The organism is Bosea sp. BIWAKO-01 (assembly GCF_001748145.1).
Classification (GTDB): domain Bacteria; phylum Pseudomonadota; class Alphaproteobacteria; order Rhizobiales; family Beijerinckiaceae; genus Allobosea.
Window position 1 is genome coordinate 4,927,642 of sequence record NZ_BCQA01000001.1, and the last position, 22,608, is coordinate 4,950,249.

Annotated in this window: 20 protein-coding genes and 3 tRNA genes; 14 read left to right on the forward strand and 9 right to left on the reverse strand. The window is 64.9% G+C overall.

What is annotated here, in order from left to right:
* Positions 1-32: 32 nt before the first annotated feature.
* The 3 genes from BIWAKO_RS23070 (at position 33) to BIWAKO_RS23080 (ending at position 2,436) form a co-directional block, all read left to right on the forward strand.
* On the forward strand, positions 33-383 hold the full coding sequence (locus tag BIWAKO_RS23070) for an ArsC family reductase (protein ID WP_069880638.1): 351 nt from the start codon (positions 33-35) through the stop codon (positions 381-383).
* 96 nt (positions 384-479) lie between these two features.
* A complete protein-coding gene (gene tgt / locus BIWAKO_RS23075; protein WP_069880639.1) occupies positions 480-1,604 on the forward strand; it encodes a tRNA guanosine(34) transglycosylase Tgt in 1,125 nt (374 codons plus the stop codon).
* 34 nt (positions 1,605-1,638) lie between these two features.
* On the forward strand, positions 1,639-2,436 hold the full coding sequence (locus tag BIWAKO_RS23080) for a hypothetical protein (protein WP_069880640.1): 798 nt from the start codon (positions 1,639-1,641) through the stop codon (positions 2,434-2,436).
* On the opposite strand, the gene BIWAKO_RS23085 is transcribed toward BIWAKO_RS23080, so the two are convergent.
* Complete coding sequence (locus BIWAKO_RS23085; protein WP_069880641.1) at positions 2,341-3,339, reverse strand: DMT family transporter; 999 nt, start codon at positions 3,337-3,339, stop codon at positions 2,341-2,343. The genes BIWAKO_RS23080 and BIWAKO_RS23085 overlap by 96 nt on opposite strands.
* Positions 3,340-3,506: 167 nt before the next feature.
* Between BIWAKO_RS23085 and BIWAKO_RS23090 the strand changes: the two genes are divergently transcribed.
* Positions 3,507-4,178 (forward strand): hypothetical protein, encoded by a 672-nt coding sequence (locus tag BIWAKO_RS23090; RefSeq protein ID WP_069880642.1) that lies wholly within the window; start codon positions 3,507-3,509, stop codon positions 4,176-4,178.
* 18 nt (positions 4,179-4,196) lie between these two features.
* On the opposite strand, the gene eno is transcribed toward BIWAKO_RS23090, so the two are convergent.
* Entirely contained in the window at positions 4,197-5,480 is a 1,284-nt protein-coding gene (gene eno, locus BIWAKO_RS23095) for a phosphopyruvate hydratase (RefSeq protein WP_069880643.1), read from the reverse strand.
* A 144-nt stretch (positions 5,481-5,624) separates the two neighbouring features.
* Between eno and queF the strand changes: the two genes are divergently transcribed.
* Positions 5,625-6,080: a preQ(1) synthase gene (gene queF / locus BIWAKO_RS23100; RefSeq protein WP_069880644.1), complete on the forward strand. Its 456-nt coding sequence runs from the start codon at positions 5,625-5,627 to the stop codon at positions 6,078-6,080.
* A gap of 2 nt (positions 6,081-6,082) precedes the next feature.
* Here the strand turns inward: queF and BIWAKO_RS23105 are convergent, their stop codons facing one another.
* The 3 genes from BIWAKO_RS23105 to BIWAKO_RS23115 form a co-directional block, all read right to left on the reverse strand.
* Positions 6,083-7,285 (reverse strand): MFS transporter, encoded by a 1,203-nt coding sequence (locus BIWAKO_RS23105; protein WP_069880645.1) that lies wholly within the window; start codon positions 7,283-7,285, stop codon positions 6,083-6,085.
* Positions 7,286-7,292: 7 nt separating this feature from the next.
* Positions 7,293-8,153, reverse strand: coding sequence for a 3-deoxy-8-phosphooctulonate synthase (gene kdsA, locus BIWAKO_RS23110; protein ID WP_069880646.1), 861 nt, complete (start codon positions 8,151-8,153; stop codon positions 7,293-7,295).
* Between the two features lie 72 nt (positions 8,154-8,225).
* On the reverse strand, positions 8,226-9,701 hold the full coding sequence (locus BIWAKO_RS23115; RefSeq protein ID WP_069882719.1) for a multicopper oxidase family protein: 1,476 nt from the start codon (positions 9,699-9,701) through the stop codon (positions 8,226-8,228).
* A 176-nt stretch (positions 9,702-9,877) separates the two neighbouring features.
* On the opposite strand from BIWAKO_RS23115, the gene BIWAKO_RS23120 reads away from it, so the two are divergent.
* The 6 genes from BIWAKO_RS23120 to BIWAKO_RS23145 all read left to right on the forward strand — a co-directional run bounded on the left by BIWAKO_RS23120 (position 9,878) and on the right by BIWAKO_RS23145 (position 17,874).
* Positions 9,878-9,962, forward strand: a tRNA-Leu gene (locus BIWAKO_RS23120).
* A gap of 91 nt (positions 9,963-10,053) precedes the next feature.
* Positions 10,054-11,505: a trigger factor gene (tig, locus tag BIWAKO_RS23125; protein ID WP_069880647.1), complete on the forward strand. Its 1,452-nt coding sequence runs from the start codon at positions 10,054-10,056 to the stop codon at positions 11,503-11,505.
* A gap of 147 nt (positions 11,506-11,652) precedes the next feature.
* Positions 11,653-12,279 (forward strand): ATP-dependent Clp protease proteolytic subunit, encoded by a 627-nt coding sequence (locus tag BIWAKO_RS23130; protein ID WP_371332038.1) that lies wholly within the window; start codon positions 11,653-11,655, stop codon positions 12,277-12,279.
* A 339-nt stretch (positions 12,280-12,618) separates the two neighbouring features.
* Positions 12,619-13,887 carry an ATP-dependent Clp protease ATP-binding subunit ClpX gene (clpX, locus tag BIWAKO_RS23135; RefSeq protein WP_069880648.1) on the forward strand — a complete coding sequence of 423 codons (1,269 nt, stop codon included), beginning with the start codon at positions 12,619-12,621 and terminating at the stop codon, positions 13,885-13,887.
* Between the two features lie 292 nt (positions 13,888-14,179).
* Positions 14,180-16,609 carry an endopeptidase La gene (lon, locus tag BIWAKO_RS23140; protein WP_069880649.1) on the forward strand — a complete coding sequence of 810 codons (2,430 nt, stop codon included), beginning with the start codon at positions 14,180-14,182 and terminating at the stop codon, positions 16,607-16,609.
* Positions 16,610-16,785: 176 nt separating this feature from the next.
* On the forward strand, positions 16,786-17,874 hold the full coding sequence (locus tag BIWAKO_RS23145; protein WP_069880650.1) for a MerR family transcriptional regulator: 1,089 nt from the start codon (positions 16,786-16,788) through the stop codon (positions 17,872-17,874).
* A 242-nt stretch (positions 17,875-18,116) separates the two neighbouring features.
* On the opposite strand, the gene BIWAKO_RS23150 is transcribed toward BIWAKO_RS23145, so the two are convergent.
* The 4 genes from BIWAKO_RS23150 to BIWAKO_RS23175 form a co-directional block, all read right to left on the reverse strand.
* A tRNA-Asp gene (locus BIWAKO_RS23150) sits at positions 18,117-18,193 on the reverse strand.
* 1,291 nt (positions 18,194-19,484) lie between these two features.
* Positions 19,485-19,560 (reverse strand) — tRNA-Val (locus BIWAKO_RS23165).
* An 81-nt stretch (positions 19,561-19,641) separates the two neighbouring features.
* Positions 19,642-20,271 (reverse strand): YcbK family protein, encoded by a 630-nt coding sequence (locus BIWAKO_RS23170; protein WP_069880653.1) that lies wholly within the window; start codon positions 20,269-20,271, stop codon positions 19,642-19,644.
* Between the two features lie 64 nt (positions 20,272-20,335).
* The gene (locus BIWAKO_RS23175) at positions 20,336-20,659 is read right to left on the reverse strand and encodes an HdeA/HdeB family chaperone (protein ID WP_069880654.1); all 324 of its coding nucleotides are present in this window, start codon (positions 20,657-20,659) and stop codon (positions 20,336-20,338) included.
* Between the two features lie 243 nt (positions 20,660-20,902).
* On the opposite strand from BIWAKO_RS23175, the gene BIWAKO_RS23180 reads away from it, so the two are divergent.
* The 3 genes from BIWAKO_RS23180 to BIWAKO_RS23190 all read left to right on the forward strand — a co-directional run bounded on the left by BIWAKO_RS23180 (position 20,903) and on the right by BIWAKO_RS23190 (position 22,607).
* Positions 20,903-21,283 carry an NADH-quinone oxidoreductase subunit A gene (locus BIWAKO_RS23180; protein WP_069882720.1) on the forward strand — a complete coding sequence of 127 codons (381 nt, stop codon included), beginning with the start codon at positions 20,903-20,905 and terminating at the stop codon, positions 21,281-21,283.
* A gap of 65 nt (positions 21,284-21,348) precedes the next feature.
* A complete protein-coding gene (locus tag BIWAKO_RS23185; protein WP_069880655.1) occupies positions 21,349-21,933 on the forward strand; it encodes a NuoB/complex I 20 kDa subunit family protein in 585 nt (194 codons plus the stop codon).
* Positions 21,934-22,001: 68 nt separating this feature from the next.
* Positions 22,002-22,607, forward strand: a complete 606-nt coding sequence (locus tag BIWAKO_RS23190) for an NADH-quinone oxidoreductase subunit C (protein ID WP_069880656.1) — start codon at positions 22,002-22,004, stop codon at positions 22,605-22,607.
* The last annotated feature ends 1 nt before the right edge of the window (position 22,608 follow it).

The window sequence follows — 22,608 nt, forward strand, 5'->3', positions numbered from 1 at the left end:
CCTAGACCAAGTCGCTCAGGCAAGGGGGCGACATGGCGATCACGATTTACGGCATCAAGAACTGCGACACGATGAAGAAGGCCCGTACCTGGCTGGACGAGCACGGGGTCGGCTATCGCTTCCATGACTACAAGGCCGAGGGCGTGGCACGCGCCAGCCTCGAGGCATGGTGCGCGGAACATGGCTGGGAAACGATCCTGAACCGTGCTGGAACCACGTTTCGGGCGCTGGCCGATGCCGACAAGCAGGGGCTCGACACTGGCAAGGCAATTTCCTTGATGCTGACGCAGCCCTCTCTGGTCAAGCGACCGGTACTCGATCTTGGCTCGCGGACACTGGTCGGCTTCAAGCCGGAACTCTACGAGGCGGCCTTTCCGCGCTGATAGGACCATGACCATGCCGCGCCCGGCCGTGTCGTCACGGTGGGCCGGCGTGCGCTGCACTTCCGTTGTCGCTGCTGCTGCGCTACCTCGCTGCGCATGACAACCGATTTCAGCTTCCATCTGCTCGGTCGGGACGGCGCTGCCCGTACCGGCGAGATCCGCATGCCACGCGGCGTAATTCGCACCCCGGCCTTCATGCCGGTCGGCACAGCCGCGACCGTGAAGGGAATGTATCCCGAGCAGGTCAAGGCGCTCGGCGCCGATGTCGTGCTCGGCAATACCTATCACCTGATGCTGCGACCCGGTGCGGAGCGCATCGCGGGTCTTGGCGGTCTGCACAAATTCATGAACTGGCCGCACCCGATCCTGACCGATTCCGGCGGATTCCAGGTGATGTCGCTCTCCCAGCTCCGGAAGCTGACCGAGGAGGGGGTTACCTTCCAGTCGCATATCGACGGCTCGCGCCACATGCTCTCGCCCGAGCGCTCGGTCGAGATCCAGAACCTGCTTGGCTCTGACATCGTCATGCAGCTCGACGAATGCGTCTCGTTGCCATGCGAGGACAAGGTCGCCGAGAAGGCGATGCGCCTCTCGCTACGCTGGGCCGAGCGCTGTAAGACGGCCTTCGGCAATCCCGCGGGCAGGGCTCTCTTCGGCATCGTCCAGGGCGGTTCCGTACCGTCCTTGCGTGTCGAGAGCGCCAGGTCGCTCGTCGACATGGACCTCAAGGGCTATGCGATCGGCGGCCTTGCTGTCGGCGAACCGCAGGACGTGATGCTCGCGATGATCGAGACGGTCGAGCCGCACCTGCCGCAGGAGCGCCCGCGCTACCTGATGGGTGTCGGCACGCCCGACGATATCGTCGAGTCGGTGAACCGCGGCGTCGACATGTTCGACTGCGTGATGCCGACCCGTGCGGGGCGCCATGGCCAGATCTTCACCCGCTTCGGCCGGATGAACCTGCGCAATGCCAAGCATGCCGACGATCCCCGGCCGATCGACCCGCAATCGAGCTGCCAGGCTGCCAACGGCTATGCGCGCGCCTATCTGCACCACCTCGTCAAGGCCGACGAGATGCTCGGCAAGATGCTGCTGACCTGGGTCAATCTCGCCTACTATCAGGACCTGATGGCCGGGCTGCGTGCCGCGATCGCGGCCGGAACGCTGGCCGATTTCATCGCGGAGACCAAGGAAGGCTGGGCGAAGGGCGAGCCGGCATGATCGCGATTGCGGCGGCCAAGTCCCGGCTGGGGCGATGATCGACCCCTGGCTCGGCATGCTGCTGCTCAAGATGGCGACCGCGGCAGCGATCGTCGTCGGTTGCTCGCTGCTGGCCGAGCGAACCGGCCCGCTCGTCGCGGCCCTGATCGCGACACTCCCGATTTCGGCCGGGCCGGTCTATGTCTTCCTGGCGCTCGAGCACGATCCGGCCTTCATCGCCGCCGGTGCGCTCGGCAGCATGGCCGCCAATCTCTCGAATGCCGGTCTGGCGCTGGTCTATGTCCTGCTCGCCCAGCGCCTCGGCATGGTCGCGAGCCTCGTGCCGGGGCTGGCGACGTGGTTCACGATTGCCATCGTGCTGCGGCAGCTCGCGCCGCCGGTCATGGTCATGGCCGCACTGACCGTGGCGGTCTTTGCCGGCCTTCACATGCTCTTCAGGCCATATCTGGCGGCGAGGCCGGCCGCACCTCCCGGGCGGCCCTGGTACGCGATCCCGTTGCGCGCCGCTTGCGTCGCTGGGCTGGCGGGCACGGTGACGACCATCAGCGCGCGCGTCGGCCCGGGTTGGTCCGGCGTGCTGGCGGCGTTTCCAATCGTGCTGTCGAGCCTCATCGTGATGCTGCAGCCACGCATCGGCGGCCCCGCGACGGCGGCCGTCATCGCCAACTGCGCACTCGGCCTTCTCGGATTCGGCCTTGCGCTTGGGCTTGTTCACCTGACGGCGGTGCCGCTCGGCTCATGGCCGGCGCTCGGCCTCGGGCTTCTGCTTTGCGTCGGCTGGAATCTGGGCCTGATGGCTATTGCCCGTCGCACGCGTCGGGCGGCGCCATGACGCGATGAACAGGCCGCCAATGATCAGGATGAAGCCCACCACCTGAAGCGGCCCCGGGATCTCGCCCAGGATCGGGATGGCGAGCAGGGTGCCGGTCACCGGGATCAAGGGGGGGAACCGCCCGACGACGGAAGCGCCGAGCACATGTGCCGCCCAGCCCCAGATCCACAGGCCGATGATGACGTTGAGCACGCCCTGATTGAGCGCATGTGCGACGAGCACCCACCATGGCGCGACATCGAAGCCGCGGAAGTAGAACAGGAAGTAGAACGGCAGATAGGCCATCGACAGGACCGAGACGATCGCCGCCGCCTTCAGTCCGTTCACCTTCCAGAGCTGGATCAGCAGCGGGTAGAAGCCCCAGAGCAGCCCGACGCCGAGAAAGCAGAGATCACCGCGCAAGGTGCCGGCCGTCGAAGCGGTGCTGCCGGCAATGCCGAGGCAGGCCAGGCCTGCGAGAACCCCGATGACGCCGATGATCAGGTTCCGCGTCAGCATGGCGCCAAACAGAACGACACTTCCTGCGATGCCGATCAGCGTCACCGTTCCAGGCCCGATGGTGGCGCCATGAGCCGCCGGGGCAAGCGTCAGCCCGGTCAGCATCAGATAGGTCATCGGAAAGCCGCTGGTGATCGCGAGCCAGATTCCGCGCCGCCAGGTCACGCCGCCGCATGTCGCCAAGCCCCCATCCCTGAGGAAGATCGGCAACAGCAGAAGACCGGCGGTCGTGAAGCGCAGGGCCAGCAGATCGTGCTGGCTCAGTCCGTTGAGCACGGCGTGGCGGCTGATCACGAAGTTCGAGCCGAAGATCAGCACGCTGCACAGCATGCCGATGACGGCGAGACGCCAACGCAGCCGTACTGCCTTGTGATCGATCAGCGAAGCGTCGGCGATCTTATCCATGCTTCGATTAATCCCGCATCGCACAATCGCGATATGCCCGATGCTGCATGGCGCGCCCGCACCGGTCGCGGGATGGGAAATCTGTCGAGGGCCGCAATTGCTCCCCGGCTGCGCCATTTTGTCGCCGTGTCCGGCCGCTTCTCTTCGGGCGACCAAGGGATGAACTCATGAACGACGATACGACGAAGATGGCGATCGGCCGGGTTCTGCGCAGCTTCGGCGGCCAGGTGGCGGTTTCTGTCACGGCCTCCGTGGCTGCCGCCGGAGTTCTTGCCTTTCTTCAGATCCAGTCCGGAGCCACCCATCGCGCGACCATGGCTGAGCAGATCGTCCGGGCAGCGCAGCCGGATGCCGCGCCTGCGAGTGGCTCGGAAGCGCCCGTTAGCAAGTTCCTGGAGCGGCATCGCGATCAGATGAGCGCCGGCAATGCGGAGACAGTCTCGCCCACCAGAGCCTTGGCTGTGCCGGCGACGTTGCTGATGCCGATGGCGACAGCCTGGGCGCTGCCAGCCGGCACCACACCCGTTTTGGCTCGCTCCGAACCGCAACGGAGCAGCGCGCCCGTCACTGCGGCGGCGCACACCGTCCCGCGCGAGCGGAGCAAGCCAAGCGTCGCGGCAGCTCAGCCCTTGCCGATTTCGCCTCCGCTGCAACTGGCGGCCTCCGCGGGAGACGCCAAGGCAGCCGTCGCTTCAACGCGCGGGCCAAGCCTGCTGGGATTGGAACTGCCCGACGGCGTTACGCGCGCCGGCCGCGCGCTGGGCGGCCTTGCCGACCGGGTCGGCGCCGCCGGGACCTGGACGGTCTCGACGGCAAGCCAGCTCCTGCCGAGCTGGTGAGAGCAGGCGCCTTCAGCCTCAGGCCAGCGCCTTCAGCGCCGAGCGGCCGGCATAGATCGCCTGGGCGCCGAGTTCTTCCTCGATGCGCAGCAGCTGGTTGTACTTCGCGGTACGGTCGGAGCGGGCGAGGGAGCCGGTCTTGATCTGCCCGCAATTGGTCGCGACCGCGAGATCAGCGATGGTCGCGTCTTCGGTCTCGCCCGAGCGGTGCGACATCACCGCGGTGTAGCCGGCGCGCTGCGCCATCTCGACGGCGGCAAGCGTCTCGGTCAGCGAGCCGATCTGGTTGACCTTCACCAGGATCGAGTTCGCGGTCTTGCTCTTGATGCCCTGCGACAAGCGGGTGACGTTGGTGACGAAGAGATCGTCGCCAACGAGCTGGCACTTGCTGCCGACGAGATCGGTCAGAGCCTTCCAGCCCTCCCAGTCATCCTCCGCCATGCCGTCCTCGATCGAGACGATCGGATAGTTGCCGACGAGCTTGGCGAGGTATTTGGCCTGCGCCTTCGGATCGCGGGTTTTGCGTTCACCTTCATAGACATAGGAGCCGTCCTTGAAGAACTCCGTCGCGGCGCAGTCGAGCGCCAGCGCGATGTCTTCGCCCGGCCGGTAGCCGGCCTTCTCGACCGCCTGCATGACGAAATCGAGCGCAGCCTCGGCCGATTTCAGGTTCGGCGCGAACCCGCCCTCGTCGCCGACATTGGTGTTGTGGCCGGCGTCGTGCAGAGCCTTCTTCAGCGTGTGGAAGACCTCGGCGCCCATGCGCAGGGCTTCCGCGAAGGAAGGCGCGCCGACCGGCATGATCATGAATTCCTGGAAGTCGATCGGGTTGTCGGCATGGGCGCCGCCATTGACGATGTTCATCATCGGCACGGGCAGGACGCGGGCGGAGGTGCCGCCGACATAGCGATAGAGCGGCAGGCCCGAGCATTCGGCTGCGGCCTTGGCGACGGCGAGCGAGACGCCGAGAATGGCGTTGGCGCCGAGCTTCTTCTTGTTCGGCGTACCATCGAGATCGATCATGGTCTGGTCGATCGCGGCCTGGTCCTCGGCATCCATGGCGACGAGGGCTTCGGCGATGGTGGTGTTGACGATCTCGACGGCCTTCAGAACGCCTTTGCCGAGATAGCGGCTCTTGTCGCCGTCACGCAGCTCGACGGCTTCATGCGCACCCGTCGAGGCGCCGGAGGGGACCGCGGCGCGGCCCATTGAGCCGTCCTCGAGCACGACGTCGACCTCGACGGTCGGATTACCACGGCTGTCAAGGATCTGGCGGCCGATGATGTCGATGATCGCGGTCATGGGAGGCTCCGGTGCGAGGCGAAACGGAAGGATGCCGCGCTTCTAGCCAAGCACGGGCGTAACGGAAAGAGGCGTCGCGGCGATTGGCCGGTGGCGCGGGCGCGCCCGAGGCTCTAGAAGGCCGCCTTCAAGGAGCCACGACCCATGACGATCGACGCCTCGACCCTGCAGCTGGGCCATGCCAGCGCATTGCCGCAATCTCCCGAGGAGGCCCGCCTCGACCGCGTGCCCAATCCGCATGCCGGCACGAATTATCTCGCTCGCTTCACTTGCCCGGAATTCACCTCGATCTGCCCGGTGACCGGCCAACCCGATTTCGGCATCCTGGTCATCGATTATCTGCCGGGCCAATGGCTGGTCGAATCGAAATCGCTGAAGCTCTATCTCGGGTCGTTCCGCAACCACGGAGCCTTCCACGAGGATTGCACGATCAATATCGGCAAGACCCTGGTCGATCTGCTCGAGCCGGAATGGTTCCGCATCGGCGGCTACTGGTACCCGCGCGGCGGCATCCCGATCGATGTGTTCTGGCAGACAGGCGAGCCGCCGAAGGGCCTCTGGCTGCCCGATCAGGGCGTCGCTCCCTACCGCGGCCGCTGAGTTCAGGTCCGCGAGCCTGCCAGCGGCAGGATGCGCGGCGTCACTATGCCGAGCAGGCCGATCCCTGCTGCAAAGAGCAGGATCGCGCCTGTCGTGCCGAGCAGATGCAGCGCGATGCCCATGGCGACGGGGCCGATCGCATGGCCCAGGAACAGCGCGCAGGCGAAGAGCGAGACAGCCGAGCCGCGCGCTGTCGGAGCGAGCTCGGTCGCCTGAGCCTGGAAGGTGCCGTGCATCAGGAAGAAGCCGAACCCGTTCAGGGTGAACAGGCCAACCGCGCTCCACCACGGCAAGAAGGGCAGCGAGAACAGCACATAGCCCGTCGCCATCAGGAGCCCGCCGGTGACCGTCATGCGGGCCGGTCCGAGGCGCTCGACCAGGATGCGGGTCAGGATTCCGTAGATGATGCCGCCAAGCCCGGTTCCGGCGATCACCAGCCCGGCCAGCGAGGGGCCAATCCCTGAGCGCTCCTGCAGGATCGCCGCGACATAGGGCGGCATGCCGAAGATCAGGCTGCCCTCGGTGATGACGATCGCATAAAGCAGCTTGCTGCGCGGGTTGGCGAAGACGGATTTGTAGTTTGCCAGCGCGCCCGCAAAGCTGAGCGGCAGCCGTGCCGCGTCCGGCCGCGGCTTCAGCACGACGATGACCAGAAGCGCTGCAGCCGCCGCCATGGCCGCGGCCATCACGAAGACACTGCGCCAGCCAAAATGCTCCGCGATGACGCCCGAGCAGGCGGCCCCCGCCATTTGCCCGACGATCATCAGGACAAGGAAGCGCCCAAGCAGGACCTGCCGCTCGGCCATTGGCGCGCGGTCGCCGATGGCGGCCATGGCGATGGGGATGACACCGCCGGCAACGATGCCCGTACTCGCCCGGATCACCGTCAGCACGTCGAAGGACAGGGAGAAGGCGGCGGCCATCGAGAGCAGGGCAAGCAGGCCGAGGCAGACACTGATCGTCCGCAGCTTGCCGACCGAATCCGCGATCGGGCCCAGGAAGGGCTGACCGACCGCGTAGGCAAAGGAGAACGCAGTTGCCATGGCGGCGATCTGCGCGATCGTCCGGCCGAACTCGGCTGCCAGTGTCGGCACCAGCGGATCGAGGATCCGCATGGTGAAGGTCGATGCGAAACCGCAGGCCCCGAGGACCAGGATCAGCGGGCGCAGCGAGGCGGGCTTGGTTGCGGTAACGGGCTTGTCCATACGCGCCTTAAACCGGCGCGCGCCTCGCCTTGGCAAGCCGATCAAAGCCTTGCAGCTCTGCGATCAGCGCAGGGAAGTCCGCGAGCGGCACCATGTTGGGGCCATCCGACGGCGCATTGTCGGGGTCGGGATGGGTCTCGATGAAGAGGCCGGCCACGCCGACCGCGACTGCCGCCCGCGACAGCACGGGCACGAATTCACGCTGGCCGCCTGTGGAGGCGCCCTTGCCGCCCGGCTGCTGGACGGAATGCGTCGCGTCGAAGATCACCGGTGCCCCAATGCCTTCGGCCATGATCGGCAGCGCCCGCATGTCGGTGACAAGCGTGTTGTAACCGAAGGACGCGCCGCGCTCGGTGACCATGACATTCGGATTGCCGCTCTCGGTGACCTTGGCTGCGACATTGACCATGTCCCAGGGGGCGAGGAACTGGCCCTTCTTGACGTTGACGACGCGCCCGGTCTGCGCGGCGGCAACCAGCAGATCGGTCTGACGGCACAGGAAGGCGGGAATCTGCAGAACGTCGACGACCTCGGCCACGGCCGCGCATTGCGCGGCTTCGTGCACATCGGTCAGGACGGGCAGGCCGGTGCGTTCGCGGATCTCGGCGAAGACGGGCAGGGCAGCCTCGAGGCCCATGCCGCGCTGCCCCTTGACGCTGGTCCGGTTCGCCTTGTCGAAGGAGGTCTTGAAGACCAGTCCGATCTCAAGTCTTTCCGCTATCTCCTTGAGCGCAAGCGCGATTTCGAGCGCGTGCTCGCGGCTTTCCATCTGGCACGGGCCAGCGATCAAGGCGAGCGGCAGGGCGTTGCCGAAGCGGACCGGCCTCGCGAGGTCGGCGCCGATCGTGACGATGGCGTTGGCGGACATGGCGGCTCCAATGCGGTTATCGGCAACGGGCTTAGGTCGCTCGTCCGGCTGAGGTCAAGCCGGGGCTGCGGCTCACGTCACCTCGAACCAGGTCCAGAGACCGAGATCGAAACGCTCCAGCACGGTCGACGAAATCAGCCAGCGGCCGGGATTGTCGGCGATGAAGGCGATGTGCAGCCGCCGCCCTTCAGGGATCTGGACGGTATCGAGGAAATAGGGCTCCCAGCCGTCGTCGAGCGGATGCAGCAGGCGAAAACTATGGCCGTGGACATGGAACGGCTGCAGGAAGGCAGTGCGATTATCGATCGCGATCACCACCGGCGCGCCGCGCCTGACGCTGAACAGGGGCTTGGCTTCAGGCGTGCCGATTGCACCGTTGATCGCCCAGGGCCGGGCGAGATCGAGACCGGAGAGGTCCAGTTTGCTGTCGCCGGTGACCTTGGCTCCGCCGGTCACGACGACTTCGCTACGCCTGGCGTCCTGCAGTCGCACGGCGAGCGGCAAGGCCGGATTTGGCTTGAGCGCAGCGATCTCGCCTGCTGCCGCCTGCTTTGCTCCCTCCGCGACGAAGCGCAGCAGAGGCAGGCCCGAGCCGGTCAGCGCAGTGACAATTGCTGTGGCCCCGGCTTCGTCGGGCATGTCGAAGACGAGATCGTAGCGCGTGCCGGGGGCGAAGGGCAGCTGCGCGCGCACGGGTTCGAAATTATCGGTCGGCTGGCTGTCGACGGCCATGACGAAAGGCTTGATGCCGTCGAAGCGCAGCCGCGTGATCCGGGCATTGCAGGCATTGGCGAGGCGCAGCCGAACGCGCGCCCCGGGGAGCAGCGCGATGCGCTGGGGCGGCGCCTTGCCATTGACGGTGATCCAGTTTCCGAGCCGGCCGGCGGCGGCTCCTTCGGGCCCCTTCGCGTCAAAGGGTTGGATCGATTGGTCGTCGCCCAGCAGCCAGTCGGTAACCACCACCGGCAGGTCGAGATCGACGCGCGGCGGGTTAGTCTCCTCGACGATGAGCAGGCCAGCCAGACCGCGTCCTGCCGGTTCCGACGAGGCGTCGACGAGGAGAGGGCGATACAGGAAGAAGCCCGAATCGGGCGGCGTCAGCCGGTATTCGAAGCTGGCTCCCGGCGCGATCGGCTGCTGGCTGAAGCCTCCGACGCCATCCATCTCGGACGCTCCGCGCAAGCCATGCCAATGCAGGCTCAGCGGTTTCGTCGTTCGGTTCTCCAGCCGGAGCCGCAGCGTCTGTCCCAGTTTGATCCGCAATACGGGCGCCGGCGTTTCTCCGTCGATGGCCCAGACTTCGCTCTCCGGGGCCGGAGGCGGCCGCAGGCGTGTCTTCGCCGGGCCGGCAACGAGGTTCCGGTTCGGCAGAGCGGCCGAATCGGCGTTCTCCGTCAAGGGCTTCACTGGGGTGGTGGCCGGCAAGGATTGTGCGGCGGCCTCGGCCGGCACTGCACAGGCGCCTAGTCCCGCCAGCACCATGCGCCGTGTCGGCATGGTCGCCTGGAAACTGTGAGAGGGAGGACGGCGAACGCTTCTGTCGGTCATGGCAAGCGGCATAATCCGTGGCGCGCGATCTGGCGAGAGGCCGGTATGACGCCCCTGATTCAGCGGCTTCGCAGAACCGTCGCATTTTTTTGCTGCATGCTGCGCCTGAAATGCGTATAGCACCGCGGCCCAACGATGGCGGCGCTGCGTTTGCTCGCGCGCAGCGCATCGGGTCGGCGGGCGTGGCGGAATTGGTAGACGCACTGGATTTAGGTTCCAGCGGCGAAAGTCGTGGGGGTTCGAGTCCCTCCGCCCGCACCAGACTTGGCCGGATTTCTCAAGCGCGGCGGCGGGCAACCCGACGGCGCGCGTTTGGATTTTTGAATTAACGAGCAGTTGGCGGAACGAAACAATGAACGTGACCGAAACCCTGTCCCAGGGCCTCAAGCGCGAATTCCAGGTGGTGCTGAACGCTGCCGACCTCAAGACCAGGCTCGATGATGGCCTGCAGGGCCTGCAGGGCAAGGCGCGTATCAACGGTTTCCGCCCCGGCAAGGTGCCGGTCGCGCATCTGCGCCGGCTCTATGGCCGTTCGGTCATGGCCGATGTGCTGCAGAACGCAGTCAACGAGGCCAACCAGAAGATCGTCGCCGATAACGGCCTGAAGCTCGCTTTCGAGCCGCAGATCCGTTTCCCGGAGAACAAGGACGAGATCGAGGCCGCGATGGAGGCCAAGGGCGACCTCGCCTTCACGGTCGCGCTTGAGGTTCTGCCGAAGATCGAACTCGCCGACATCTCCGACGTTTCCCTGGTCAAGCCGGTCGCGGAAGTGCCTGAGAGCGAAGTCGATGCCGCGCTCGAGCGCATGGCGTCGCAGAACCGCAGCTTCACCTCGAAGGGTGCGAAGGCCAAGGCTGAGAAGGGCGATCGCCTGATGATCTCCTTCGTCGGCACGCTCGAGGGCGAGCCCTTCGACGGCGGCACCGGCGAGGGCATCCCGCTCGATCTCGGCGCGGGGCAGTTCATCCCGGGCTTCGAGGATCAGCTCGAGGGCGCCAAGGCCGGCGAGAAGCGCACCGTCAAGGTGACGTTCCCGGAAAACTACACCGCGACCCACCTTGCCGGTAAACCGGCCGAGTTCGAGGTCACCGTCGACGACGTGCAGGGCCCCGATGCCCTCAAGATCGACGACGAACTCGCCAAGGGCTTCGGCATGGAGTCGCTCGATGCGCTCAAGAGCGCCGTTCGCGAGCAGATCGGCCGTGATTTCGGCGCCCAGTCGCGCCGCAAGATCAAGAAGAGCCTGCTCGACGCGCTTGATGGCAAGTACACGTTCGAGCTGCCGCCGACCCTGGTCGAGCAGGAGTTCGCTGCCGTCTGGAGCCAGGTCGAGGCCGACATGAAGGACGCGAAGAAGACCTTCGCGGACGAGAACACCACCGAGGACGAGGCTCGCGCCGAGTACCGCCGGATCGCCGAGCGCCGGGTGCGCCTGGGCCTCGTGCTGGCCGAAATCGGCGAGCAGGCCAAGGTTCAGATCTCGGATGACGAGGTCACCCAGGCCCTGGTCGAGCGCGTTCGTCAGTTCCCCGGGCAGGAGAAGCAGGTCTGGGAGTTCTATCAGAAGAACCCGCAGGCTCTCGCCGAGATCCGCGCCCCGATCTTCGAGGAGAAGGTCGTCGACCATCTGCTCAGCCAGGTGAAGGTCGAGGACCAGACGGTCAGCCGCGAGGCGCTCTACGCCGACGAGGACGCCACTGAGGAGGCCGGTGAGGCCAAGCCGAAGAAGGCAGCCGCCAAGAAGGCCAAGAAGTCCGAAGCCAAGGCCGACGACGCTGCCAAGGCTGACGACGCTTCGGCCTGAGACTTTCGGAAACCTTGATTCAAGAATGGCGCCGCCCGGCAATGGCCAGGGCGGCGCTTCCCTTTTCAGCCACGATCCGCGTGCTTATGTGAATGGCATTCACGAAATCCGCTGATTCCCGGCGACCGCGACCCCAAGGATAGACCCATGCTGCGCGATCCGATCGAGACCTACAACAATCTCGTCCCGATGGTGGTCGAGCAGTCGAGCCGCGGTGAACGCGCCTTCGACATCTACTCGCGCCTGCTGCGGGAACGCATCATCTTCCTGACCGGCCCGGTCGAGGATTACTCCGCCTCGCTGATCGTGGCGCAGCTGCTGTTTCTCGAGGCCGAGAATCCGAAGAAGGAAATTTCCTTCTACATCAACTCGCCGGGTGGCGTGGTCACGTCGGGCCTGTCGATCTATGATACGATGCAGTTCATCCGCTGCCCGGTCACGACATTGTGTGTCGGGCAGGCGGCCTCGATGGGGTCGCTGCTGCTGACGGCGGGTGCCAAGGACATGCGTTTCGCGTTGCCGAATGCCCGTATCATGGTGCACCAGCCCTCAGGCGGCTATCAGGGCCAGGTCACTGACATCCTGATCCACGCCCGCGAGGTCGAGAATCTCAAGCGCCGGCTGAACGAGATTTATGTCACGCATACCGGCCGCAGCTATGACGAGGTCGAGGCTGCGCTCGAGCGCGACAACTTTATGACTGCCGAGGCGGCCCGTGATTTCGGCCTGATCGACAAGGTCATTGATCGGCGTCCGGAAGACGCCGCGGCCTGATCGGGCCGGAATGGAGAACCGGGCAGGGGCCGAAACACGCCTTGGGCGTTTCGGCTCCCGTCTGGTGTCGGCTGCGACGAGCCGCCCCGCTATCTGTGGGTTGGCTTGGTCAGCCGGGCGTCCCATATTGATTTGGAAAGCGGCCCCATGCTTGCATGGGGACTCGGGTGAGCGGACAGGCGCAGCTGGTGTCCGGTTTTGGGTCAGGTTTTCAGGTCGGATGTCTCGGCCTGACGCGTTAACCTAATAATCGCGAACTGAGCGGCCTATTATGACGGAGGGACGACGCCTGCATCCGCTTCGGCTGGTGTGGCCCGACTCCGGAAATGGAGATGAACGATGAGTAAGGTCAGCAGCGGCGATTCGAAGAGCACGCTCTACTGCTCCTTCTGCGGCAAGAGCCAGCACGAGGTTCGCAAGCTGATTGCGGGCCCGACCGTGTTCATCTGCGACGAATGCGTCGAGCTCTGCATGGACATCATCCGCGAGGAATCGAAATCCGCGCTGGTGAAGTCGAAGGACGGCGTCCCGACCCCGCGCGAGATCCGCAAGGTGCTGGATGACTATGTCATCGGCCAGGACCACGCCAAGAAGGTGCTCTCGGTCGCGGTGCACAACCACTACAAGCGGCTCTCGCACGCGACAAAGCACAACGATGTCGAGCTTGCGAAGTCGAACATCCTGCTGATCGGACCGACCGGTTCGGGCAAGACGCTGCTCGCGCAGACGCTCGCCCGCATTCTCGACGTGCCTTTCACGATGGCGGATGCGACGACGCTGACCGAGGCCGGCTATGTCGGCGAGGATGTCGAGAACATCATCCTGAAGCTGCTCCAGGCCTCCGACTACAATGTCGAGCGGGCGCAGCGCGGCATCGTCTATATCGACGAGATCGACAAGATCAGCCGGAAGTCCGACAATCCCTCGATCACCCGCGACGTCTCGGGCGAGGGCGTCCAGCAGGCGCTGCTCAAGATCATGGAAGGCACGGTCGCCTCGGTGCCGCCGCAGGGCGGGCGCAAGCATCCGCAGCAGGAATTCCTGCAGGTCGACACCACCAACATCCTGTTCATCTGCGGCGGCGCCTTCGCCGGGCTGGACAAGATCATCTCCAGCCGCGGCAAGGGAACCTCGATCGGCTTCGGCGCGATCGTGAAGGCCCCGGACGACCGCCGCACTGGCGCGATCTTCCGTGAAGTCGAGCCTGAGGATCTGCTGAAATTCGGCTTGATCCCGGAATTCGTCGGCCGTCTGCCGGTTCTGGCGACGCTCGAGGATCTCGACGAGGCGGCGCTGAAGACGATCCTGACCGAGCCGAAGAATGCGCTGGTGAAGCAGTATCAGCGCCTCTTCGAGATGGAGGATACCGAGCTCACCTTCACCGACGAGGCTGTCAGCCTGATCGCGCGCAAGGCGATTGAGCGCAAGACCGGCGCACGCGGCCTGCGTTCGATCATGGAGAGTATCCTGCTCGAGACCATGTACGAGCTGCCGGGGCTGGAAGGTGTCGAGCAGGTCGTGATCGGGCCGGAGGCCGTCGAAAACAAGTCGCGTCCGCTCTTCATCTATGCGGAACGCGAGGAGGACGCGAAGTCGGCCTCGGCCTGAGCTTCGCTGAATTTGGCAATTTCGGGAACGCGCGCCGGTTGGCGCGCGTTTTGCGTTCGGAAGGCCGTTGCCTTGTCGGAATCGTTCCTTGCGACAAAGCAACGTTGGAAGACGTCTTCGGCTTGCTTGAAAGCCGGCACAGAAGCCTCCACTTTAGGTGCACCTGCGAGAGTCGCGCGCCTTCTAAGGGCGGGGCCCGCGGGGGCGGTCAGGCGAATGGTCGTCTTGCCGCTTACGTCCGATCGTTCCGCCCATAAGGGGGTTCGCCGGGCGCAACTGCAAAGGATAAGTCATGACTGGTTCGGCGCCCCGCGCTCCTTTCGTTCCCGGCGAGACCGGCACCTATCCGGTTCTCCCCCTGCGCGACATCGTCGTTTTCCCCCATATGATCGTCCCGCTCTTCGTCGGACGCGAGAAGTCCATTCGCGCCCTTGAGGAAGTGGTCAAGACCGACGGCCTGATCCTGCTTGCGACGCAGAAGAACGCCGGCGATGACGATCCGGCGACCAAGGACATTTATGAGATCGGCACGCTTGCCCGCGTGCTTCAGCTGCTCAAGCTGCCCGACTCCACCGTCAAGGTGCTGGTCGAGGGCGTCGGCCGCGCCAAGGCGACGTCCTATGTCGCCGAGGAAGCCTTCTATCAGGCTGATGCGATCGGGCTCTCCGAGGAAGAGGGCAAGAAGGTCGAAGTCGAGGCGCTCGGCCGCTCCGTCGTCAGCGAGTTCGAGAGCTATGTGAAGCTCAACAAGAAGATCTCGCCCGAGATCGTCGCCGCTGTCTCGCAGATCGACGAGCCCTCCAAGCTTGCCGACACGGTTGCCTCGCACCTGGCCGTCAAGATCGCCGACCGTCAGGCCGTGCTCGAGATCGTCAATGTCGCGCACCGGCTGGAGAAGGTGCTCTCGCTGATGGAAAGCGAGATGTCGGTTCTGCAGGTCGAGAAGCGCATCCGCTCGCGCGTCAAGCGCCAGATGGAGAAGACCCAGCGCGAGTACTATCTCAACGAGCAGATGAAGGCGATCCAGAAGGAGCTTGGCGACGGCGAGGAAGGCCGCGACGAGCTGGCCGAACTGGAAGAGCGCATCGTCAACACCAAGCTCTCCAAGGAAGCCCGCGACAAGGCGATGGCGGAGATGAAGAAGCTTCGCCAGATGTCGCCGATGTCGGCCGAGGCGACGGTGGTCCGCAACTATCTCGACTGGATGCTCGGCATTCCGTGGGGCAAGAAGTCGAAGATCAAGAAGGACCTCGCTGTCGCCCAGCAGGTGCTCGACGACGATCACTACGGTCTCGACAAGGTCAAGGACCGCATCGTCGAATATCTCGCCGTGCAGCAGCGCGCCAACCGGCTCGCAGGCCCGATCCTGTGCCTCGTCGGCCCTCCGGGTGTCGGCAAGACCTCGCTCGGCAAATCGATCGCCAAGGCGACGGGCCGCGAGTTCGTGCGCATGTCGCTCGGCGGCGTGCGTGACGAGGCCGAGATCCGTGGTCACCGGCGCACCTATATCGGTTCGATGCCCGGCAAGATCATCCAGTCGATGAAGAAGGCGAAGACCGCCAATCCGCTTATCCTGCTCGACGAGATCGACAAGATGGGTCAGGACTTCCGTGGCGATCCCTCGGCGGCCCTGCTCGAGGTGCTTGATCCCGAGCAGAACGCCGCTTTCAACGACCACTATCTGGAGGTCGACTACGACCTCTCGAACGTCATGTTCGTGACCACGGCCAACACGCTGAACATTCCGCCGGCCCTTCTGGACCGCATGGAGGTGATCCGCATTGCTGGCTACACCGAGGAAGAAAAGGTCGAGATCTCTCGTCGTCACCTGATCCCGGAGACGATCAAGAAGCACGGCCTTGAATCCAAGGAATGGTCGATCGATGACGAGGCCCTGATGACGCTGATCCGGCGCTATACGCGCGAGGCCGGCGTCCGCAACCTCGAGCGCGAGCTTTCCAACACCGTGCGCAAGGCGGTGAAGGACATCATCCTGACCAAGAAGAAGAAGGTCGCGATCACCCCGACCGTGCTCGAGGACTATCTCGGCCCGCCGCGTTACCGCTATGGCGAAGCCGAGACCGAGGATCAGGTTGGTGTTGTCACGGGGCTTGCCTGGACGGAGGTCGGCGGCGAGCTGCTGACGATCGAAGGCGTCATGATGCCCGGTCGGGGCAAGATGACCGTCACCGGCAATCTGCGGGACGTGATGAAGGAATCGATCTCGGCAGCGGCATCCTATGTCCGCTCGCGCGCCATCGATTTCGGCATCGAGCCGCCACTCTTCGAGCGGCGCGATATCCACGTCCACGTTCCCGAGGGGGCGACCCCAAAGGACGGTCCGTCGGCCGGTATCGCCATGGCGACTGCGATCGTCTCGGTGCTGACGGGCATTCCGACCCGTCGCGACCTTGCCATGACCGGCGAGGTTACGCTGCGGGGCAGGGTACTGCCGATCGGCGGCCTCAAGGAGAAGCTCCTGGCTGCACTGAGAGGCGGCATCAAGAAGGTGCTGATCCCCGAGGACAATGCCAAGGATCTGATCGACCTGCCGAAGTCGGTGAAGAGCGGCCTGGAGATCGTCCCGGTCGCACGCATGGAGCAGGTGCTCCAGCATGCGCTGATCCGCCAGCCCGTGCCGATCGTCTGGGAGGAGGACCTCTCGGCGGTTCGCCCCAAGGCGGCAGAGGATGACGCTTCGGGCGGGCTCGTCGCCCACTGACGCGGTCATCCCGCACGACACACAAGTGACGAGAAGGCCGGCAGCATCGCTGCCGGCCTTCTTCGTTTCGGGATGGCTGCCGTGATTGCGCTGTGCTCGGCTCGCGCGTCGTTCGCCGAAGAAGGCGCTTGAGCCGGTCCCTGGGTCATAGCTTACGCCGAGGTCGAGGAGCAGAGATGAGCAACCGATCCGACAAAGACACCCTGCTGGCTGCCCAGGAATGCGCCGAGCGCATTGGCCTGACGGCGCGTGCGCTGCGCCTCTACGAGAAGCGCGGCCTGATCAAACCGCGCCGCACGGAGAAGGGCTGGCGGCTCTATGGCGCCGACGAGATTGCCCGCCTGCATGAAGTCCTTGCGCTGAAGCAGCTCGGGCTCAGCCTGGCACGTATCACCGCGCTGTTGCAGGGCAAGGCGGTCGATCTCGATCGCATCCTCACGCTGCAGCAAGCCGCCCTGCGGGAGCAGCACAGCCGCACTGAGCGTGGGCTGTCCCTGGTCGGCGCGGCGCGGGCGAAGCTGTCGACCGGCGGCTCATTGTCGACCGACGAACTGATCAAGCTGGCGAAGGAGGCCACGATGAGTGAAACGCAGACTGACGAAGTCGCCTGGCGGCGCTATGAGCAAGCGCGGCCGCGCTCCGCGATCGCAATCGATCCGGACCTGCTCGACGGCTATGTCGGGGACTACCGGTTGACCTCCGGGCTGATCCTGTCGATCAGCCGCAGAGGCGAGACGCTGCTTCTGGAAACGCCGGGGCAGACGCCCGTGGAGCTCTTGGCTGAAAGCGTCGCGAAGTTCTTTCTGAAATTTCCAGCAGCGCAGGTCAGCTTTGTTCCCGGCCCAGGTGGGCGGGCAGATGCCCTGATCCTCCATCAGGATGGTCACGAATCGATGGCCGAGCGCATCAGCGCGGACGAGGCTCGGAGGATCGCAGAGGCGCTGGGCCGCAGGGTCCAGTCCAACCTCCCACATCCCGACAGCGAGGCGACCCTGCGCCGCGTCATCGCGGAGCATCAGGCAGGACATCGCTATGTCGAAAACATGAGCCCGGAGCTGGCTGTGGCCGTCCAGGAGCAGTTCTCCCTGGTGAGCGCTGCGTTACTGGCCAAGGGGGCTCTGGAGGCGCTGCGCTTCAACGGGGTCGGACAGAGTGGGGTCGATGTCTATGAGGCGCGCTTCGCCGCGCCCGGCGCGCTGGAATGCGGAATCGGCTGGACTGACGACGGCGTGATTCACACCCTGTGGCTGCGACCAGTGCCATAGGGCGCAAGAGCGTCTTCCGATTCGAATCATGAATCGACGGCGCGTGCAGACGGCGAATCTGCAGCGCCCGCAGCGGTCGCTTCGACGCATCAAACGCGTCGTGACGGAGCGCTCGAAACTGTGCTCGGACCACGCCGAAAGATGAGAGACGGAGGTGGGAGGCGAAGCCATCCCGGGCCCAACATCATCCGAAGCCGCTCGTGACGGGGGATGTGAATTTTCATCTATCTGCTTGAGATAAATGGCGCGGGCGACGGGGCTCGAACCCGCGACCTCCGGCGTGACAGGCCGGCACTCTAACCAACTGAGCTACGCCCGCGCTGGGCGGCTAAGGCGTCTTGGCCTCAGCGAGGTTGGGATTAGGGTGCCGGGCCGGCGGTGTCAAGCGCGAGGTGCCGGCAAAATTCATGTTCCCCAAAATCCAAACCGCCGGGGCCGTCGGCGGGCGCAAGCCGTCGCCTTTCGCAGTGCAAAACGAGACACAAGCCACGTCGAACCCGATTTCATCGGCGCTTTCGGCTGCTCGCATTGGCCGCCACGCGCCCTGAAAGATCGGGCTGGGCAGACCCACGGACCGCTGGAAAGGGCCGGGCACCGGCCCAAAGAGCGGATTCGGCAGGCTCCTGAAGCGAAGCATCTCAGCCGAGTTATCAACAGGCCGGTTCGGCTGAGAACTTTCGGGCGCGGTCGCAACGACCGGCCCCAATGGAGAGACCGGCTTCATGGCATCGAGGAGCCGGTGATCCGGATCGCGTGCCGGCTTTTTGTTCGCACATGAATCCGCTTGCCGGCCGAAATCTGCCCATGCTTACCTGTGGTTAACCAACAGTCCCGAGCGGGGCGGAACGATGACGGACGCGACGCGCATTCGACAATTGCGAACGGAACTACGCCTCCGGCTTGAGGCGTATGGCGTCGCAGATCCGCGGGCGGCGCTGATGATCGCCCCGATTGGGATGATAGTCAGCTGGCCGCCGGGCGACCCGCTGGGCGAGCCTGTGGAGCCGGCTGGCGACCATCCGGCGCTGCGTCGTTCAGAGGCTCGCGACGCTCGCATCCTGGGCTGTCTCGATGGCGCGATCCGTCAGATCTCCCGGCGATGATCGATGCGGGGCGACACGATCAGAAAGCTGCTCGAGCAGATGAGCGAAACGTCGGGGCACGCTCCAGGGGGGGCGCCAGCAGCTCTCATCTCCTCGGCCCTGAGCTGGTCGGATTGTGCGGATGGCACCGAGCGTGGCTGTTGATCCTTGTCTTGCTGCTGCTGCTGTGGGTCGCTCCCTGGATCATCGTGCACGTCACGAGAACAGCGTCCCTGTGAACGGCTCAGCGACCTGTGGGGCTTTGTCTGCGCGAACAGGATGACGACACTTCACGGCCGGTGCCGTGCAAGAGGGGCAAAGGGCCATCGCATGCACGGTGCAACCAGCCGCGCTGCCGATGGAGAGTGCAGAACAGGGCTCTGGACAGGTCGGCACCCGTTGCCGCGACAGCCTGAACGAAGCCCTTGGGGCAGCAACCGCGGACGGGGTGGGGCTGGATGAGCGCATCGGCCGCGTGCTCTACCGGGAGCAGGGCGGGAATTGGCCTGAATTCGTGGCGCTGGGCACTGGTGGGCGGTGACGGGCTCGAACCGCCGACCCTCTCGGTGTAAACGAGATGCTCTACCAACTGAGCTAACCGCCCCTGCGAGTTGCGGTTTAAGGCTTCATCGCCGCGCCTTCAAGCCTTGAGAGCGAGTGAAGCCAGGATAAGGCCCCACCAGCCTCACCAGGGCCGGCGTGGTCCCGTGTCGATGTGGATAAGTCCGTTCCAATAGACCTTGTGGCCGCCGACCTCCGGGAGCGAGCGGGCATAGTCGAGCACGACGCGCGGCCGCACGCCGGGCACGCGGAAATCCATGGCTTCGCAGCGCTTATGATAAGAGCCGCGCCGGGCGCGCCAGGGTGGCCGCCAGGTCGAGGTCACCTTCACGGCTCCGTACTTGTCGGCAATCTTGCCGAGAATCGATTTCAGCGATTGCGGCAGGCAGGCGGTCGAGGTGCCGGGGTCGGTCGAGATGCCCGGCCGGTCCGGTTTTTCATCCGGATCGAAGGCCGGCTCCGCTCCGGCCTTCTGGCCGGGCGTCAGCTTCGGCCATTCCGGGCCTTCATCCTCGTCGGGTTCCGTGACCGCGGGCGAATTCGGTGCCGGTGGGGTGTCGGCCTGCTCGGCGACTGGCACGGGAGCAAGAACCGGGGCCGCCGGGGGAGGGACCACGATGGCAGGCATCGCCGCCTTTGCAGGAAGATCCAGATCGAAGGGACGCCCGGGCGGGAGCGGCGCCAGCATCATCTGGCCGTCCTCTGCGCCGGCGTGAGACGCCGACAAGGCGAAGACGATCGCGAGCAGTGGCAACGGGAGCCTGAGCAGCAGGGGCGATCTGGTGTTTCCTGTAGGCAAGGGCTTAGGCAAAGGCATCTCAGGGGGTGGGCGCTGGCAGGAAGACGGCGCGTGTCTCGGCGCCGACGAGTGGAAGCTGCGGCGTCTTTCCGCAGAGCGCGAGAATTTCGGCAGGCGCCGTGCTGACCTTCTCGACGTCGAGCAGCGGACGCTGCGCGCCACCGGCAAAATAGCCGGCGAGCCACAGCACGAGCTGACTCTGGTCGTTGCTGGTCATGGCGCTGAAATCGGCGCAGGTCGCGCGGGTGAGATCGATACTCTCGGCATGCGTTGCGCCGGCGGGGGCGAGCAAGCTTCCGGCCAAGGTCGCGATCGCCGCGATACGGTGGAGTGGTCGGACCATGCGTCTCGCTCCTTGGGCGGCTGATTCCCGCAATAAAGCCGATTCGTAACCATCTTGTCGCGCCGCGCGCCTGCCCGTTGGTGTGCGCTATCGATTTCGCGGTAAAAATTGCGTGCAATGCGTCTGGTTCATTGCCGTGGCGCGGTTGTGCGGCGCGGCGAACCCTTGCGTGATTCTAGAGTAGGGGCTAATCGACTGCCGATGCGTGTGCCGCGGGTCTGGGCCCGCGAAGCGAGGTTGTCCATGCAAGCATTACCTGTACCGTCCTTGCTGAGCGACTACCTGCCGCTGGCCATCTTCATCGGCGTTTCGATGGTGATTGGCCTTGCGCTGCTGATCGCGCCGTTCGCAGTCGCGTACTCCAAGCCGGATGCTGAAAAGCTCTCCGCCTATGAGTGCGGTTTCAATGCGTTCGATGACGCGCGCATGAAGTTCGATGTCCGCTTCTATCTGGTCTCCATCCTGTTCATCATCTTCGATCTCGAGGTCGCCTTCCTGTTCCCCTGGGCGGTCGCGTTCGGCGATCTCGGCTGGTATGGTTTTTGGTCAATGATGATCTTTCTGGGCGTCCTGACCGTCGGCTTCGTCTACGAGTGGCGCAAGGGCGCGTTGGAGTGGGACTAACCGTCGGCTCGCGAGGCTCCGCCTCGGTGTTGATCTGACGGTAACGGGTTCACAAGGGTAGTTTCATGGCAATCACAGCGATCGACCGCGGCGATCCGCTCGTCGCGCCCGCGCCCCGGGGGCTGCTCGGCCCCGACGGGAAGCCGGTGGGTGCGCGCGATCCCTTCTTCGTCGAGATCAACAATGAACTCGCCGATAAGGGTTTCCTCGTCACGGCGACCGACGACCTGATCAACTGGTCGCGGACCGGCTCGCTGATGTGGATGACCTTCGGCCTCGCCTGTTGCGCGGTCGAGATGATGCAGCTGTCGATGCCGCGTTATGATGTCGAGCGCTTCGGCTTTGCACCGCGCGCGTCTCCGCGCCAGTCGGACGTGATGATCGTTGCCGGCACGCTGACCAACAAGATGGCTCCGGCGCTGCGCAAGGTCTATGACCAGATGCCAGAGCCGCGCTACGTCATCTCGATGGGCTCCTGCGCCAATGGCGGCGGCTATTACCACTATAGCTACTCGGTGGTGCGCGGCTGCGACCGCATCGTGCCGATCGATATCTACGTTCCCGGCTGCCCCCCGACTGCGGAAGCGCTGCTCTATGGCGTGCTGCTGCTGCAGAAGAAGATTCGGCGCACCGGCACGATCGAACGCTAACGCCCCCGCACCCTGGCGGGGATTGCTCCGGTCGTGACGATGCGAGCGGCGAAAAGGTTGAGGTTGATATGAGCGAAGAGCTCGTGACACTCGGTGAAGAGATCAGGGCTGCGCTGCCCGGCGCAGTCGTGAATGCTGTCGTCGCCTTCGATGAGCTGACGGTCGAGGCCGAGGCTGCGTCCATCGTCCAGGTCATGGCGACGCTTCGCGACGATCCGCGCTTCCGCTTCGTGAACTTCACCGATATCGCCGGCGCCGATTATCCCGCACGCGAGAAGCGTTTCGACGTCGTCTATCATCTGCTGTCGCCGCGCCATAACCGGCGTATCCGCGTCAAGGTGCAGACCGACGAGGCGACTCCGGTTCCGTCGATCATCGATGTCTTTCCGGCCGCGAACTGGTACGAGCGCGAGGCCTATGATTTCTATGGAATCCTGTTCTCTGGGCACCCGGACCTGCGTCGAATCCTCACCGATTACGGGTTCGAGGGCTATCCGCTGCGCAAGGACTTCCCGCTGACCGGCTTCGTCGAGGTTCGCTATGACGACGAGCAGAAGCGGGTCGTCTACGAACCCGTGAAGCTCAACCAGGAATTCAGGAATTTCGACTTTTTGAGCCCCTGGGAAGGCACGGACTACGTGCTGCCCGGTGACGAGAAGGCGAAGGGAGCCTGAA